The 15656-nt window shown below is 35.6% G+C and carries 17 protein-coding genes; all 17 read left to right on the top strand.

What is annotated here, in order from left to right:
• Positions 1-32: 32 nt before the first annotated feature.
• The 17 genes from cmk to GJE18_RS05390 all read left to right on the top strand — a co-directional run bounded on the left by cmk (position 33) and on the right by GJE18_RS05390 (position 15649).
• A complete protein-coding gene (cmk, locus tag GJE18_RS05470) occupies positions 33-707 on the top strand; it encodes a (d)CMP kinase (protein WP_060551084.1) in 675 nt (224 codons plus the stop codon).
• Positions 708-937: 230 nt separating this feature from the next.
• Positions 938-2122, top strand: coding sequence for a 30S ribosomal protein S1 (rpsA, locus tag GJE18_RS05465; protein ID WP_060551083.1), 1185 nt, complete (start codon positions 938-940; stop codon positions 2120-2122).
• Between the two features lie 234 nt (positions 2123-2356).
• On the top strand, positions 2357-3667 hold the full coding sequence (gene der, locus GJE18_RS05460) for a ribosome biogenesis GTPase Der (protein ID WP_060551082.1): 1311 nt from the start codon (positions 2357-2359) through the stop codon (positions 3665-3667).
• A 16-nt stretch (positions 3668-3683) separates the two neighbouring features.
• Positions 3684-4682 carry an NAD(P)H-dependent glycerol-3-phosphate dehydrogenase gene (locus GJE18_RS05455; protein ID WP_060551081.1) on the top strand — a complete coding sequence of 333 codons (999 nt, stop codon included), beginning with the start codon at positions 3684-3686 and terminating at the stop codon, positions 4680-4682.
• Between the two features lie 286 nt (positions 4683-4968).
• Positions 4969-5241, top strand: a complete 273-nt coding sequence (locus GJE18_RS05450; RefSeq protein WP_037564282.1) for an HU family DNA-binding protein — start codon at positions 4969-4971, stop codon at positions 5239-5241.
• Positions 5242-5459: 218 nt separating this feature from the next.
• Positions 5460-6038 carry a hypothetical protein gene (locus tag GJE18_RS05445; protein WP_107368677.1) on the top strand — a complete coding sequence of 193 codons (579 nt, stop codon included), beginning with the start codon at positions 5460-5462 and terminating at the stop codon, positions 6036-6038.
• On the top strand, positions 6039-6749 hold the full coding sequence (locus GJE18_RS05440) for a demethylmenaquinone methyltransferase (RefSeq protein ID WP_037564286.1): 711 nt from the start codon (positions 6039-6041) through the stop codon (positions 6747-6749). It abuts the gene before it with no gap.
• Positions 6750-6766: 17 nt separating this feature from the next.
• Positions 6767-7723 carry a polyprenyl synthetase family protein gene (locus GJE18_RS05435; RefSeq protein WP_107368676.1) on the top strand — a complete coding sequence of 319 codons (957 nt, stop codon included), beginning with the start codon at positions 6767-6769 and terminating at the stop codon, positions 7721-7723.
• 81 nt (positions 7724-7804) lie between these two features.
• Positions 7805-8254, top strand: coding sequence for a nucleoside-diphosphate kinase (ndk, locus tag GJE18_RS05430; RefSeq protein ID WP_060551078.1), 450 nt, complete (start codon positions 7805-7807; stop codon positions 8252-8254).
• A 251-nt stretch (positions 8255-8505) separates the two neighbouring features.
• On the top strand, positions 8506-9672 hold the full coding sequence (aroC, locus tag GJE18_RS05425; RefSeq protein WP_060551077.1) for a chorismate synthase: 1167 nt from the start codon (positions 8506-8508) through the stop codon (positions 9670-9672).
• A gap of 11 nt (positions 9673-9683) precedes the next feature.
• Positions 9684-10748 (top strand): 3-dehydroquinate synthase, encoded by a 1065-nt coding sequence (gene aroB, locus GJE18_RS05420; RefSeq protein ID WP_107368675.1) that lies wholly within the window; start codon positions 9684-9686, stop codon positions 10746-10748.
• Positions 10748-12037, top strand: a complete 1290-nt coding sequence (gene aroA, locus GJE18_RS05415) for a 3-phosphoshikimate 1-carboxyvinyltransferase (protein ID WP_107368674.1) — start codon at positions 10748-10750, stop codon at positions 12035-12037. Before aroB ends, aroA begins: the two co-directional genes overlap by 1 nt.
• A gap of 1 nt (position 12038) precedes the next feature.
• Positions 12039-13280 (top strand): tetratricopeptide repeat protein, encoded by a 1242-nt coding sequence (locus GJE18_RS05410; protein ID WP_060551074.1) that lies wholly within the window; start codon positions 12039-12041, stop codon positions 13278-13280.
• Between the two features lie 9 nt (positions 13281-13289).
• Positions 13290-13823, top strand: coding sequence for a YpiB family protein (locus GJE18_RS05405; RefSeq protein WP_103345984.1), 534 nt, complete (start codon positions 13290-13292; stop codon positions 13821-13823).
• 30 nt (positions 13824-13853) lie between these two features.
• Positions 13854-14456: a DUF1405 domain-containing protein gene (locus GJE18_RS05400; protein WP_107368673.1), complete on the top strand. Its 603-nt coding sequence runs from the start codon at positions 13854-13856 to the stop codon at positions 14454-14456.
• Positions 14457-14492: 36 nt separating this feature from the next.
• A complete protein-coding gene (locus tag GJE18_RS05395; RefSeq protein ID WP_060551071.1) occupies positions 14493-15188 on the top strand; it encodes a zinc metallopeptidase in 696 nt (231 codons plus the stop codon).
• Between the two features lie 140 nt (positions 15189-15328).
• A complete protein-coding gene (locus GJE18_RS05390; RefSeq protein ID WP_037564310.1) occupies positions 15329-15649 on the top strand; it encodes a nucleotide pyrophosphohydrolase in 321 nt (106 codons plus the stop codon).
• Positions 15650-15656: the final 7 nt, after the last annotated feature.

Genomic DNA, 15656 nt, shown 5'->3' with positions numbered 1-15656 from the left:
TATTATTAACTAAACAACAAGGAAGGTATAGAATGACAGCTATAAATATTGCTTTAGATGGCCCCGCTGCAGCAGGTAAAAGTACAATTGCAAAACATGTTGCTGCACAATTAGGAATGATTTATGTCGATACAGGAGCGATGTATCGTGCAATCACTTACCATTATTTAAAAAACAAATCACAATTTACAAATTTTAAAGACCTTATCTCAAATATTCAACTTGAATTAATTTATGACCCTGATAAAGGGCAACGTGTACTTCTTCAAGACGAAGATATAACAGATTATTTAAGAGAAAATGACGTCACACAAAATGTTTCTTATGTCTCCTCAATGCAGGAAGTTCGTGAATTTTTAGTTGAAGCGCAACAAAAGCTTGCGATTGAAAAAGGAATTGTCATGGACGGGCGTGATATTGGTACAACAGTACTTCCAAATGCAGAATTAAAAGTTTATATGATTGCATCTGTCGAAGAACGTGCGATGCGTCGTTTAAAAGACAACGAAGCACGTGGTATTGATGCAACATACGAACAACTTATGAAAGACATTGCTGAGCGTGATGCCTATGACATGAACCGTGAAATCTCACCACTTAGAAAAGCTGACGATGCGATTGAAATTGATACAACTGGCTTAACGATTGAGCAAGTTACAGAACGCATCATTTCATTAGCTCGATCGGCACAAAATCAAATAAACTAAATTTTTTTAGTTCAGTTTTAAGCGTAACACCAGTAAAAATACAGAATTTAATTTTTACAGGTCGAGACCATCGTATATTGTCATATTCTATGATGCATTTTTATTTTTTCTAAAAATTTTACTCATTTTGTATTCTCAAAGCGCTTAATTCTAACTTATCTAAATTTCTTGACAATTTTACACTTTTATAAGATGTTAGTATTATGTAGTAGTATAAGGAGGCATTCATGATGACTGAAGAATTCAATGAATCAATGATTAAAGACATTAAAGAGGGCGATAAGGTAACAGGCGAGGTACAACAAATTGAAGATAAACATGTTGTTGTACACGTTAATGGCGGAAAATATAACGGAATCATCCCAATAAGCCAGTTATCAACTCATCATATTGATAATGCAAATGAAGTAGTAAAAGTCGGAGATGAAATTGGAGCATATGTAACTAAAATCGAAGTAGATGAAGACAACGACACAGGTAGTTACATTCTTTCAAAAAGACAATTAGAAGAAGAGAAATCATATGCATTTCTACAAGAAAAATTAGATAATAATGAAACAATTGAAGCCAAAGTAACAGAAGTTGTTAAAGGTGGCTTGGTTGTTGACGTTGGACAAAGAGGTTTCATTCCGGCATCGCTAATTTCAACTGATTTCATTGAAGATTTCTCAGATTATGAAGGTAAAGTTCTTGAATTAAAAGTAGAAGAACTTGACCCATCTAATAATCGTGTCATCCTAAGCCGTAAAGCTGTAGAAGCAGAAGAAAACGCAAAGAAAAAAGAAGAACTGTTAAAATCTATTAAAGCTGGCGACGTAATCGAAGGAAAAGTTGCACGATTAACAAACTTTGGTGCATTTATTGATCTTGGTGGCGTAGATGGTTTAGTACACGTATCTGAGTTATCTCATGAACACGTTAAATCACCTGAGGAAGTTGTTTCAATTGGTGATACTGTAAAAGTGAAAGTTCGCTCTGTTGAACAAGACTCAGAACGCATTTCATTATCTATTAAAGATACGTTACCGAGCCCTTTTGAAACAATTCAAGAGACTTACAGTGAGGGTGACATTGTTGACGGTAAAGTGATGAGACTCGCTAACTTTGGTGCTTTTGTAGAAATTGATAAAGGCTTACAAGGGTTAGTTCACATCTCTGAAATTAGTCACAAACATATTGGTACACCAAATGAAGTATTGGAACCAGGACAAGCAGTTAAAGTTAAAATTTTAGGTATTAATCCTGAAGAAGAACGCATTTCACTTTCGATTAAAGCTGCATTACCTCAAGAAGAAACTAATGAAGCATCTGAAGAAACAACAAAATCTTACACTCAATCTTCTGAGGATGAAAATGAAAATAATCCAACACTCGGTGATGTGTTCGGAGATAAATTAAAAGACTTAAATTTATAATCTTTTTGGCAGAGACATGCATCTCGTATGTCTCTGCTTTTTTATTTTTAATCAAAAGGCCTGTCCATGATATAATGAACAATGATGCAACCCATTCATATTTAGACTTTTAAGGGAATGAACATATGTATGTGTGTCGAGTATGTAAATAAAAACAGTCTTACATACGTCCTTTTAAAATGACAATTCTTTATGCTAAAATAATAAGGATATTTAAAGAGAGGAAGAACAATCATGACGAAACCAGTTGTAGCGATTGTTGGAAGACCAAATGTAGGGAAATCAACAATTTTCAATCGCATCGTTGGGGAACGTGTTTCAATCGTTGAAGATACACCAGGTGTTACACGAGACAGAATTTATTCAAGTGGCGATTGGCTTACACATGAATTTAATATTATAGATACAGGCGGTATTGAAATCGGAGATGCACCATTTCAAACTCAAATTAGAGCGCAAGCAGAACTCGCAATAGAAGAAGCAGACGTCATCATTTTTATGGTTAACGTGCGCGAGGGCCTAACACAAAGCGACGAAATGGTTGCACAAATGCTTTATAAATCAAAAAAACCAGTTGTTCTAGCTGTAAATAAAGTTGATAATCCTGAAATGAGAAATGATATTTATGATTTTTATTCATTAGGGTTTGGTGAACCCTATCCATTATCAGGTTCTCACGGCTTAGGTTTAGGAGATTTACTCGATGCTGTTGCACGCCACTTTAAAGAAGACATTGAAGATGAATATGATGAAGATACAATTCGTCTCTCATTAATCGGACGCCCAAATGTAGGAAAATCTAGCCTTGTCAATGCCATACTTGGTGAGGAGCGAGTGATTGTTTCAAATGTGGCTGGAACTACACGTGATGCAATCGATACAGAATACACATATGATGATCAAAAATATGTATTGATTGATACAGCAGGGATGCGTAAAAAAGGCAAAGTATACGAATCTACTGAAAAATATTCCGTATTGCGCGCATTAAAAGCGATAGAACGTTCTAATGTTGTACTTGTAGTCATAGATGCTGAAACGGGTATAATCGAACAAGATAAGCGTGTCGCAGGGTATGCACATGAAGAAGGAAAAGCGATTGTTATCGTTGTTAATAAATGGGACACTGTTGAAAAAGATAGTAAAACAATGAAAAAATTTATGGATGATATTCGTCAAAACTTCCAATTCTTAGATTATGCTCAAATTGCATTCGTATCTGCTAAAGAACGTGCACGTTTGCAAACATTATTCCCATTAATCAATGAAGCAAGCGAAAACCATAAGAAGCGTGTCCAAAGTTCGACTTTAAACGAAGTGATTACAGACGCGATTTCAATGAATCCAACACCGACGGATAAAGGCCGTCGATTAAATGTTTTTTACGCTACGCAAGTTGCCATAGAACCACCGACATTTGTAGTGTTTGTGAATGATGTAGAATTGCTACACTTCTCCTATAAACGCTATTTAGAAAATCAGATACGACAAGCGTTCGGATTCGAAGGTACGCCGGTTCATATCATTGCTAGAAAACGAAATTAAATTCGGAGGAATCAAAATGAGCAATATAACAGTATTTGGTACAGGAAGTTTTGGTAGTGCACTTGCCAACGTCCTAGCTGAAAATAAACACCATGTATTAATGTGGGGGAAAAACCAATCTACTATCGATGAAATCAATACACAACACACAAATGTAAATTATTTAAAAGATGCACAATTGGATACTTCAATTAAAGCAACAACACATTTGGACGCAGCAATCGACCATTCAGATATTTTTATTATTGCATTACCTACAAAAGCGATTCGAGAAGTGATGGGTCAAGTGAACGAAAAGCTTCACTCTAAGAAATCATTCATCCATGTGACGAAAGGTATTGAGAATGGTACATTCAAACGTGTTTCCGAAATGCTCGAAGATACCATCTCACCTGACTTTAATGCTGGCATTGGCATTTTATCAGGCCCAAGTCATGCAGAAGAAGTTGTTATTAAACAACCGACTACAGTTGCTGCCGCATCTGAAAATCCTAAGTTACGCCAATTAATTCAAGACCTATTTATGACAGATTACTTACGCGTATATACGAATGATGATTTAGTAGGTGTGGAACTTGGAGGCGCGCTCAAAAATATTATCGCCATAGCGAGTGGTGTTGTATCAGGCATGGGCTATGGAGATAACGCAAAAGCTGCCTTAATCACGCGCGGACTTGCTGAAATCACACGTTTAGGCGTTAAATTAGGTGCTGACCCTCTGACTTTTCAAGGTCTAGGCGGTATCGGCGACCTCATCGTTACTTGTACATCTACGCATTCTCGAAACTTTTCATTGGGGTACAAACTTGGTAAAGGTCAAAAGCTTGATGACATTTTAAAAGATATGAACATGGTGGCTGAAGGTGTGTATACAACACAATCTGTTTATAACCTCGCACAACAAGAAGGTGTAGAAATGCCAATTACTAAAGCATTGTACCGCGTTTTATTTGAAGATCAACCTGTAGAAAAAGAATTGAAAATCTTAATGGGCAGAGATAAAAAAGCTGAATAACTCCAAATTTATAATTTTTTTGTAAAATGACTGTTTATGGCGTTAAGCTAAAGGGTACAATAAAAGCGCGTATCTATATGCGTAACGCCAATTCTTGGTGTATTTTACAACTTTTCCACACAATTTGAGGTACTTGTAACTTAAATACAATCAATTTTTAAGAAAAACGCATTAAATCAGTGTTTTTCTTGTATAAATCGTTGCAGTACCGCTATTGCTTGTGTTAAAGTCATAGCATAATGATAATTGAATTATCATTACATAAACCTTTAGGAGGTGAATTGACATGAACAAAACTGACTTAATCAACGCTGTAGCTGAACAAGCTGACTTAACTAAAAAGGAAGCTGGTCAAGCTGTTGATGCCGTTTTCGAATCAATTCAAAAATCACTAGCAAAAGGTGACAAAGTACAATTAATCGGTTTCGGTAACTTTGAGGTACGTGAGCGTGCAGCACGTAAAGGACGTAACCCTCAAACAGGTAAAGAAATTGATATTCCTGCAAGCAAAGTTCCAGCTTTCAAAGCAGGTAAAGCTTTAAAAGATGCAGTGAAATAATTCAATTATTTACTTAGAAAGCCCTTTTTAATAGGGCTTTTTTCTTATTTTATACTTATCTTTTTTTGTCATACATACCCAAGTGATACATAATAAATAAGCTTTGAAACCGTTTTAACATAATCATGTAAGTTTCACCATTTTACGAAACAATACAGATTTAATTTTCATATTGTTAATGTTAATATAGAGAGTGATTATAAATTGGGGTGTGACTGATGCGCAAAACATTTGAACGCTTAGAAAAACAAATTGATCAAATATTATTTCAAATACATAAACCTAAAAATGTCTATATCAATCATGATTTAAGTGAGATTTTAGATCGTCTTGATATTCCAGAATTATCAAAGGATGCCGTATTTTCGATTTACACGGCTATGACACATCTAGATCGCATTAGTTATTATAAATATGAACGCGATGCCATTTTAATAGGCGACTTATACAGTGCGCACTATTACAATTTAATCGCTCAAATTCAATCGACACAATTTCAAAAATTAATCAGTGACGCACTGATTCATATGAATGCGTTAAAATCTCATTTACAACATAACTATCAACAAATTTCCCAAACTGAATTATTAGAAACCATCATACTTGTTGAGTTATGTTTAATTGAAGCACTCATTGATATTTACCAGCTAAATGACGAACGCGCAACCATCCGTCAAGCTGTGATCAATCAAATCAAACTCGAACAACTCACATACCTCAATTTCTTTACTGAAGAGGAAATTTCAAAAGTAATCCAAACGTTACACTCAAAATATCATTATAATGGAGTGGTTTAAATGAAGAATAAAGCGAATAAAGAACAAGTACATGAAGTTTTTCAAAACATTTCAGGTAAGTACGATAAACTTAATAACATTATCAGTTTCGAACAACATAAAGTTTGGCGTAAAAAAGTGATGAAGGAAATGAATGTACAACCAGGTTCAACTGCATTAGATGTATGTTGCGGCACTGCTGATTGGACAATTGCTTTAAGCAAGGCGGTTGGACCATCAGGAGAAGTGACGGGATTGGACTTTAGTGAAAATATGTTAAAAGTAGGCGAAGCAAAAACATCTAATATGTCTAATATCCGCCTTGTCCAAGGTGATGCGATGGCATTACCTTTTGATGATAATAGCTTTGATTATGTAACAATCGGCTTTGGTTTACGTAATATTCCTGACTATACTAAAGCATTATCTGAAATGTACCGTGTTTTAAAACCAGGTGGCATGGTCGTTTGTTTAGAAACCAGTCAACCGACAGCACCAATATTTAAGCAGGGATATAAGCTTTATTTTAAGTTTATTATGCCTTTATTCGGTAAGATATTTGCAAAATCAAAACAAGAGTATGAATGGTTGCAACAGTCCGCATTTGATTTTCCTGACAGTGAAACTTTAAAGAAGCTTTTTGAATCTGTAGCATTTGAAAATGTGAAAGTACGCCGCTTCACAGGTGGGGTAGCTGCAATGCATTTGGCTAAAAAACCTAAAACGAAATAATTAAAGGTGAGGAACCCATGTCTAAAATTAACATGAATCGTGAATTAAAACATATTGAAACTTCATTAGCACAATTAATGCATTGTGAAGATCCAACACTACAACAGGCTTCTGAACATTTATTATCTTCCGGTGGTAAACGTGTACGCCCGCTATTCGTTATATTAAGCAGTTACTTAACTGGTGCACGTCCTACAGATGCAACATATCGCGTTGCAGCAGCCTTAGAATTAATTCATATGGCAACTTTAGTTCATGATGATGTGATTGATTTAAGTGACAAAAGACGTGGCAAAACTACAGTAGAATTTGAATGGAGTCAATCTACAGCAATTTTAACTGGTAATTTTTTACTTTCACGTGCAATTGCGCATTTAGCAGCAATTGAAAATTATGAGATTCATCGTACGTTATCCCATGCGATTATAGAAGTGTGTCGCGGAGAATTATTTCAATTTCAAGACCAATTTCGTACGCCTCAATCTCTAACAAATTACTTACGTCGTATTAAAAGAAAAACCGCTTTATTGATTCAATTAGCGACAGAAGTCGGAGCAATGAGTGCCAATGCGGATCAGGGAACCGTCAAATGTATGAGAGATATTGGTTATAACATCGGTATGAGTTTTCAAATCGTTGATGATATTTTAGACTTTACAAGTACTGAGAAAAAGTTAGGTAAACCTGTAGGAAGCGACTTACGTAATGGACATTTGACATTACCAACACTACTTGAAATGAAAAAAGACCCGGAATTTAAACAACGTGTTGAGCAACTACATGCAAACGCATCTCAAGAAGCGTTTGAAGTGTGCATCAACCAAGTGCGTCATTCAGATGCCATTATGCAGTCTAAACGTGTAAGTGAAAAATATTTACAACGCGCAAAACAGTTGCTCAATACGTTACCAGAAAACGACGCTAAACCATTATTTAATAAATTAATATTAAAACTCCAAAACCGCATGAAATAAATGATAAAACAATTGAAAGCGCTTTATTATCATGGTAGGATAATCTTGTAATCTATACATAAATACAGGGGGATCCTCAAAATGGAAAAAACATTTGTAATGATTAAACCAGATGCTGTACAAAGAAAATTAATTGGAGAAGTCGTTCAACGTCTCGAGAAAAAAGGTTTAAAATTAGTAGGTGCTAAGTTAATGACTGTGCCTCAATCATTAGCAGAAACACATTATAGCGAACATAAAGATAAACCTTTTTATTCAAAACTCATTTCTTTTATTACGTCAGCACCTGTTTTTGCAATGGTTGTAGAAGGTGAAGATGCCGTTGCAGTAGCGCGTCATATTATCGGTGCTACAAATCCATCAGAAGCAACACCAGGATCTATTCGAGGAGACTTAGGTTTAACGGTAGGTAGAAATGTTGTTCATGGTTCAGACTCAGTAGCATCTGCTGAACGTGAAATAAATTTATGGTTCAAACCCGAAGAAATTAGCCAATATCAATCTCCTGATGAAGTTTGGCTTTACGAATAACCTATTAATTTAAGACATATAAGTGCATAGATATCCAATAGAACGGTTAAATCTTTGATTTGACTGTTCTAATTTTTTACCCTTATACTTTAGCTATTAAAAGCGTTAAACTTTTTCATATTTTTCTGTTAATTTATCGCATGTTTTATGCTAAGATAGGTAACATATTTATTTTAATCAGTGCGATGAAACTAAGAGCTATGATAAGCTTGAAACATCATCATTATTCTATATAGAAGGAGATGCCTAAAATGAGATTTTTAACCGCAGGCGAATCACATGGTCCTCAACTGACAGTAATTATAGAAGGACTACCCGCTAATGTGAAAATTGATATAGATCAAATTAATCAAGAAATGTTTAAACGTCAAGGTGGCTATGGGCGAGGACGCAGAATGCAAATTGAAAAAGACAATGTAGCCATTGTATCTGGTGTACGCCATGGTTACACGCTAGGCAGTCCTGTAACCGTAGTAATTAAAAACGATGATTTTACACATTGGAAAAATATTATGGGGGCTGACCCAATCACAGCTGAACAGCAAGAAAATATGAAACGTGTCATTACTAAGCCTCGTCCAGGCCATGCCGATTTAGTGGGTGGAATGAAGTATCATCATCAAGATTTAAGAAATGTGCTAGAGCGTTCATCTGCGCGAGAAACGGCAGCGCGAGTGGCAGTGGGAGCCATTTGTAAAAGTTTACTTGCTCAATTGGATATTCATCTATACAGTCGTGTTGTTGAAATTGGAGGCATTAAAGATGAGGGCGATTATGACCTAACTACTTTAAAAACGCATGTAGATCGTAATGATGTACGTGTCATCGATGAAGGTATTGCACAAAAGATTCGCGACAAAATCGATCAAACGAAACAAGAAGGCGACTCTATTGGTGGCGTCGTTCAAGTTATCGTTGATCAAATGCCAGTAGGGATTGGAAGCTATGTTCACTATGATCGTAAATTAGACGGTCGAATCGCTCAAAGTGTTGTTGGCATTAATGCATTTAAAGGCGTGAGTTTTGGCGTAGGCTTTAAAGCAGGATCGCTTTTAGGCTCACAAGTTCAAGATCCTATTTTATATGATGATGAAAAAGGATACTACCGTAAAACGAATCATTTAGGTGGCCTTGAGGGCGGTATGTCAAATGGAATGCCAATTGTTGTGAATGCTGTTATGAAACCTATACCTACCTTATATAAACCTTTAGCCTCTGTCGATATCAAAACGAAAGCGCCTTTTAAAGCGACGATAGAACGTTCCGATAGCTGTGCGGTTCCTGCGGCAAGTGTAGTATGTGAGCATGCGGTTGCTTTTGAAATTACAAAAGCCATATTAGAAGAATTTGAATCCAATGATTTTGAAACATTACTTTCACAAGTTGACGCACGTAGAATGCGAAATAAAACGTATTAAGGGGATAGACTATGAAATTTTTCACACGTTATGAATCTAACAATTATCCCATTATTATTGAAAAAAATGCCATTGATAAACTCGATGACTATATTGCAGATTACCAGCATGTATTCATTTTAATCGATCAGAATGTTGCTCAACTATGGCCATCGATTAAAAAACGCTTCCAATCATATATCATGATTGAAATCCCCTCTGGTGAACAAGTGAAATACATTCAATATTATGATCAATATATGAATCAACTCCTTGAACATCATCCCACACGTCAGTCCTGTGTCGTGGCGATTGGTGGGGGTGCCACAGGAGATTTTGCCGGTTTCATAGCTGCAACATTATTAAGAGGTGTTGATTTTATCCAAGTGCCAACAACGCTGCTTGCACATGACTCTAGTGTAGGCGGTAAAGTAGGCATTAATGCATCCTATGGCAAAAATTTAATCGGTGCCTTCCATCGACCAAAAGCAGTGATTTATGATTTGAATTTTTTAACATCTTTACCGACAGCTGAAATACAAAGTGGCTATGCTGAAATTTATAAGCATGCATTACTTTCAAATCATGAGGCTGTAGACACATTAGAACAACACTATGCTACATTACAGTCCTTAAAACATCTTGACCATATTGAACAACATATATTTCAAGGCATCGAGACTAAGCTAGACATTGTCATTGAAGATGAAAACGAAAAAGGAAACCGAAAATTTCTAAACTTAGGTCACACGTTTGGACATGCTATTGAATATGCACATCACATGCCGCATGGACACGCTGTGATGATTGGTATTTTATATCAATTTTATGTCGCAAATATCATTTTACAGACACAATTTGCTACAGATCATTTTTATCATTATTTAAAACAACTTGAGTACCCTTTATCATTACTCGATACATTTGATTTCGAATCATTATATACACTCATGTTATCAGATAAGAAAAATACCGCGACTGGTGTGCAAATGGTTTTACTTCAACGTATAGGTCAAGCAACAGTCGAACATATACCGAAACACATTTTAAAAGAAGCATTTGATCAAATGCTTCAATATCATCAGGAGGTGCACTAATGGAAATCATTTCTATACAAGGACCTTTAAAAGGTCATGTAACAATACCTGGTGATAAATCGATGACACATCGTGCTATCATGTTAGCATCGTTAGCCCAAGGGACATCTATCATCAATAAACCATTGTTAGGTGAAGATTGTCTTAGAACCGCAGAAATTTTCCAATCACTTGGCGTTTCAATGCAATTTAAAGAAGAGCAACTACAGATTACATCTCCAGGTTTCAAACATTTTAAAACGCCACACCAAGCGCTATACACAGGTAATTCAGGAACTACAACCCGTCTTATGGCAGGGTTACTAGGTGGCTTAGGGATTGAGAGTGTATTGTCGGGTGATAATTCAATAGGAAAGCGACCAATGAATCGTGTGATAGAGCCGCTTCAACAAATGGGCGTTAAAATACGAGGCATAGAGAATAACTATACGCCACTAGTAATAGAAAAAGGGCTTATACAGGGTATTCATTATAAAATGCCTGTGGCAAGCGCTCAGGTTAAAAGTGCAATTTTGTTTGCCAGTCTTTTTGCCAACAATGAATCGGTAATAGAAGAATTAGATATGTCTAGAAATCATACTGAAACAATGTTCGCACATTACGGGATTCCTATCAATGTGTCATCACATCGTATTGTATTGCCAGGCAACAGTATCCATCACATTAAAGCCACTGATTTTGATGTACCTGGAGATATTTCATCAGCTGCTTTCTTTATAGTAGCAGCACTTATTACACCAGGAAGCGATATCTATTTACATCACGTGGGCATGAATCCAACACGGGATGGCATCATCGAAGTGGTTCAACAAATGGGTGGCAATCTTGAAATTTTAAATCAAACCAACACACCTGAACCAACCGCAACGTTACACGTTCGATATACCCCTCATTTGAAACCTATTGAAATAAGTGGAAATATTATTCCACGCTGTATAGATGAACTACCAGTCATTGCTTTACTCTGTACACAAGCTAAAGGTTCAAGTATTATAAAAGATGCCGAAGAATTAAAGGTTAAAGAAACAAACAGAATAGATACTACTGCAAGTGAATTAAATCGACTTGGTTTTCATTTAGAACCCACTGATGATGGAATGATCATACACTCATCTCAATTGCAAACACTTTGTGAAGTTGATAGTCATACCGATCATAGAATCGGAATGATGCTTGCAGTTGCGTCGTTACTTCACTCAGAATCTATTCATATTAAACAGTTTGATAGTGTAAATGTTTCTTTTCCTGGATTCTTACCGATACTAAAACAATTAGAGAATGAGGGATAACATGGAAGATATCTATAAAATTATAGATGACATCAATTTACAAAATTTAGACAACCTCGATTCACGTGTACAAGAAGTACTTCAGTCAGATGACGATGAAGGGTTATTTGCACTCGGAGAAACATTATATCAATACGGGTTAACACCTCAAGGCCTTGAGGTGTTTCGCACGTTATACCACAAATATCCTGATGAAGGGGAAGTGCTTATCTATTTTATAGAAGGCCTTGTAACCGAAAATCAAATAGATGAAGCGTTGGAATATTTGAATGAAGTCCCTGTCTCTCCAGAAAAATTATTACTAGAAGCAGATTTATATCAACAAATTAATATGCTTGAAGTTGCCACTGATAAATTGACAGAAGCACTTGAATTACAACCAAATGATCCTGTCATACATTTTGCGCTTGCTGAACTCCTCTATTTTGATGGCCAATATTTAAGGGCATCACGTGAGTATGATACGGTGTTAGAAAGCGGAGAATACGAAGTGAATGGTGTGAATTTATTTTCACGCCTTGCAGATAGTAGTCTTCAAAGCGGCAATTACCAAGATGCCTTGAAATGGTATGATGAGATGAATGAACAAGAAATGGTTCCTGAGGATTACTTAAAGAAAGCCGTCGCATATGAGAAAAACGATCGAACACAAGAAGCAATAAAAATCACCAAATCTTTATTGAATAAAGATCCTGACTTCATCCAAGCTTATTTTTATTTACAGCAGTTATATGAAAATGAAAAAATGTTTGCTGACGCGATTGATATCGGTGACGAAGGTTTACGTTTAAATCAATATTATAAAGAGCTTATGTACAGTACAGGCGCTTTAAAAATCGAACATGGTGATCAAAATGAAGCGGTTGCTTTATTAAAACAAGCACTCGAAGTCGACCCAAGTTATCAAGAACCGTTATTAATGCTTGCTGATTTTTACCGCCATCAAGAAGACTATGAAGCATTAATTGAATTAGTACAATATGCTAATGAAGAAGACATGGATCCTGTATTTACATGGCAATTAGCTTATGCACTTGGCCAAGAAGAACGCGATAAGGAAGCGCAACATTTTTACGATTTAGCTTTTGTAGCACTAGAAGATAATACGGATTTCTTAAAAGATTACTATGCGTATTTAATTGAAGTCGGTCACATTGCTCAAGCCAAATCTATTTTAAACGCGCTGCTTCAAAAGGAGCCTCATGAAGAAAGATGGCATGATGAGTATGCACGTTTGAGCTAGGAGGATACGATGTTTGAGGTGCCCATCAATCAAGACAAACAACATTTGATTGATTATTTATTGTTTCAATATCAGTTTAAATCACGAATATCTGTGTGGTTGTTAAATTATTTTAAATCAGATGATGATTTTTTAAGTCGGATTAATTTCGTTGATCAAATGATACCTGGACATCTTACGTTAGAAATTTCAGTTGAAAATAGTGAATACCCAGCTATACGTTTGACGATGGATGGAATGACATATGTGAATACAAATGAAATCTTTACTCGCATCATTAACGATACGGCACCGATAGATTTAAAAATCCACTTTTCTCATGCCAAATATAGAGATTTACGACTTGATCATATTATTTTACATCAATTATTAACGTCTCATCATAACACATGTTATTTTAATGACGTAGCTAACATTCATTTGAGCAATGATATGCGCCAACATTTGATGCATATCATTGAATCTCAAATTGATTTGAGTTTACAAATGAAAGATCAACACACTTTTTATTACTATACGGCGTTATTACGTGTAGTTAAATAAGATAAGCGTGTTGTTTTAAGGAGTTATGCTATGAACTGGTCTTCACTGCATCCGATTTTAATATACAATCGCGCCATATTAACATTTTTATTTCTATGTAATTTAATGGGTACGATTTTCGGTTATGTATGGTATGCGCACAGATTATCTCTTTCTCATTGGAAATATTGGTTGTTTATACCTGACAGTCCTAATGCAACGCTCTGTTTAACTGTGAGTATTGGGTTAATGCTTTTCAATCACCGCAATGCAATCATTGATACCCTCGCATTTATCACCTTGATTAAATACGGTGTATGGGCCATTTTCATGATTATATTTTTAAGTATCCACGACCAAACTATTTATTTATTAGGGGTAATCTTGTTAGTAACTCATGCCATCATGGTGATTCAAGCATTTTTATTTTTACCTCGGTTCAAAATCACATGTCTGAGCATTTCCTTTGCTATGGTTTGGGTGTTTCACAATGATGTGATAGATTATCTCTTTCATCAATTTCCAAAATATGGTTCATTGACACCATACGAATCTATCATCGGTTACGTCGCATTTTGGTTAAGTGTGCTACCATTGTTAATATCAATTTATGTCTGTCATCAACGAAAGGTTAAAAAGTTTGACCATTATTAATCAACCACTTACAATAGTATTAAAGGAGTGAACATAATGTCTTTTATTAATTTAATTATTTATTTTGTAATACTTATGATCCTCCCAATGTATGCTCAACATAAAGTTAAATCTAACTATGAAAAATATTCACAAGTTAGATCTACAAGTGGCAAGACGGGACGAGAAGTTGCTTTAGAAATTCTACATGCTAATGGCATTTATGACGTAGATGTGAAAGAAGGCGAGGGCTTTTTAACTGATCATTATGATCCAAGTAAAAAAGTAGTCGTTTTATCACCTTCTAACTATAATCGACCAAGCGTTGCGGGTACAGCGATTGCAGCCCATGAAGTTGGTCATGCGATTCAACATTATGAGGGGTATTTCTTCTTACGTTTCCGTTCTGCATTAGTACCAGTAGCAAATTTAGGTAGTTCGTTATCATACTTACTTATTACTGCTGGATTCATTTTGACAATGTTGCATATTGCATTCGGTTCTACGCTATTATGGATTGGGATTTTCTTTATGGCTTTTGCTGTGTTGTTCTCAATCATTACATTGCCAGTAGAATTTGATGCAAGTAAACGTGCAATGAAGCAAATTCAACGTTTGAATATTGTAAATGAAAAAGAATATAAACATGCTGGCCGTGTGTTACGTGCAGCTGCAATGACTTATGTTGCCGCTACAGCAGTAGCCGTTGCTGAGTTAGTAAGATTAATTCTTATCGCACGTTCTGAAGAATAATAATACGTATAAAACATCCATTCTGATATACCAGAATGGATGTTTTATTTTGTCTCTTTTCAATGTCCAATGTCCCAAAATTGCCGATACCCTAGATTATCATGTAAGATAAAGATTAAGACATTGAAAGGGTGCGTTAAATGAATAAATCAATGAAAATGATGCAACAAGAAGTGGATGATTATATATCTCAATTTAAAGCAGGGTACTTCTCACCACTTGCAAATTTAGCGCGTTTAACTGAAGAAGTAGGAGAACTTGCACGTGAAATTAATCACTATCACGGTGAGAAACCAAAAAAAGCTTCAGAAGCGGCTAATACTATTGAAGCTGAACTCGGAGATAATTTATTTGTATTGTTATGTTTAGCAAATTCATTAAATATTGATATGACAGAAAGTTTTAATCAAACGATGGAAAAATTTAATCAACGTGATAGTCATCGTTTTGAACGTAAATAAAGGAGTG

Source organism: Staphylococcus agnetis (assembly GCF_011466855.1).
GTDB classification, from domain to species: Bacteria; Bacillota; Bacilli; order Staphylococcales; family Staphylococcaceae; genus Staphylococcus; species Staphylococcus agnetis.
The sequence above is the reverse complement of the archived record's forward strand: the minus strand, read 5'-3'. Positions and strand labels throughout refer to the sequence as shown.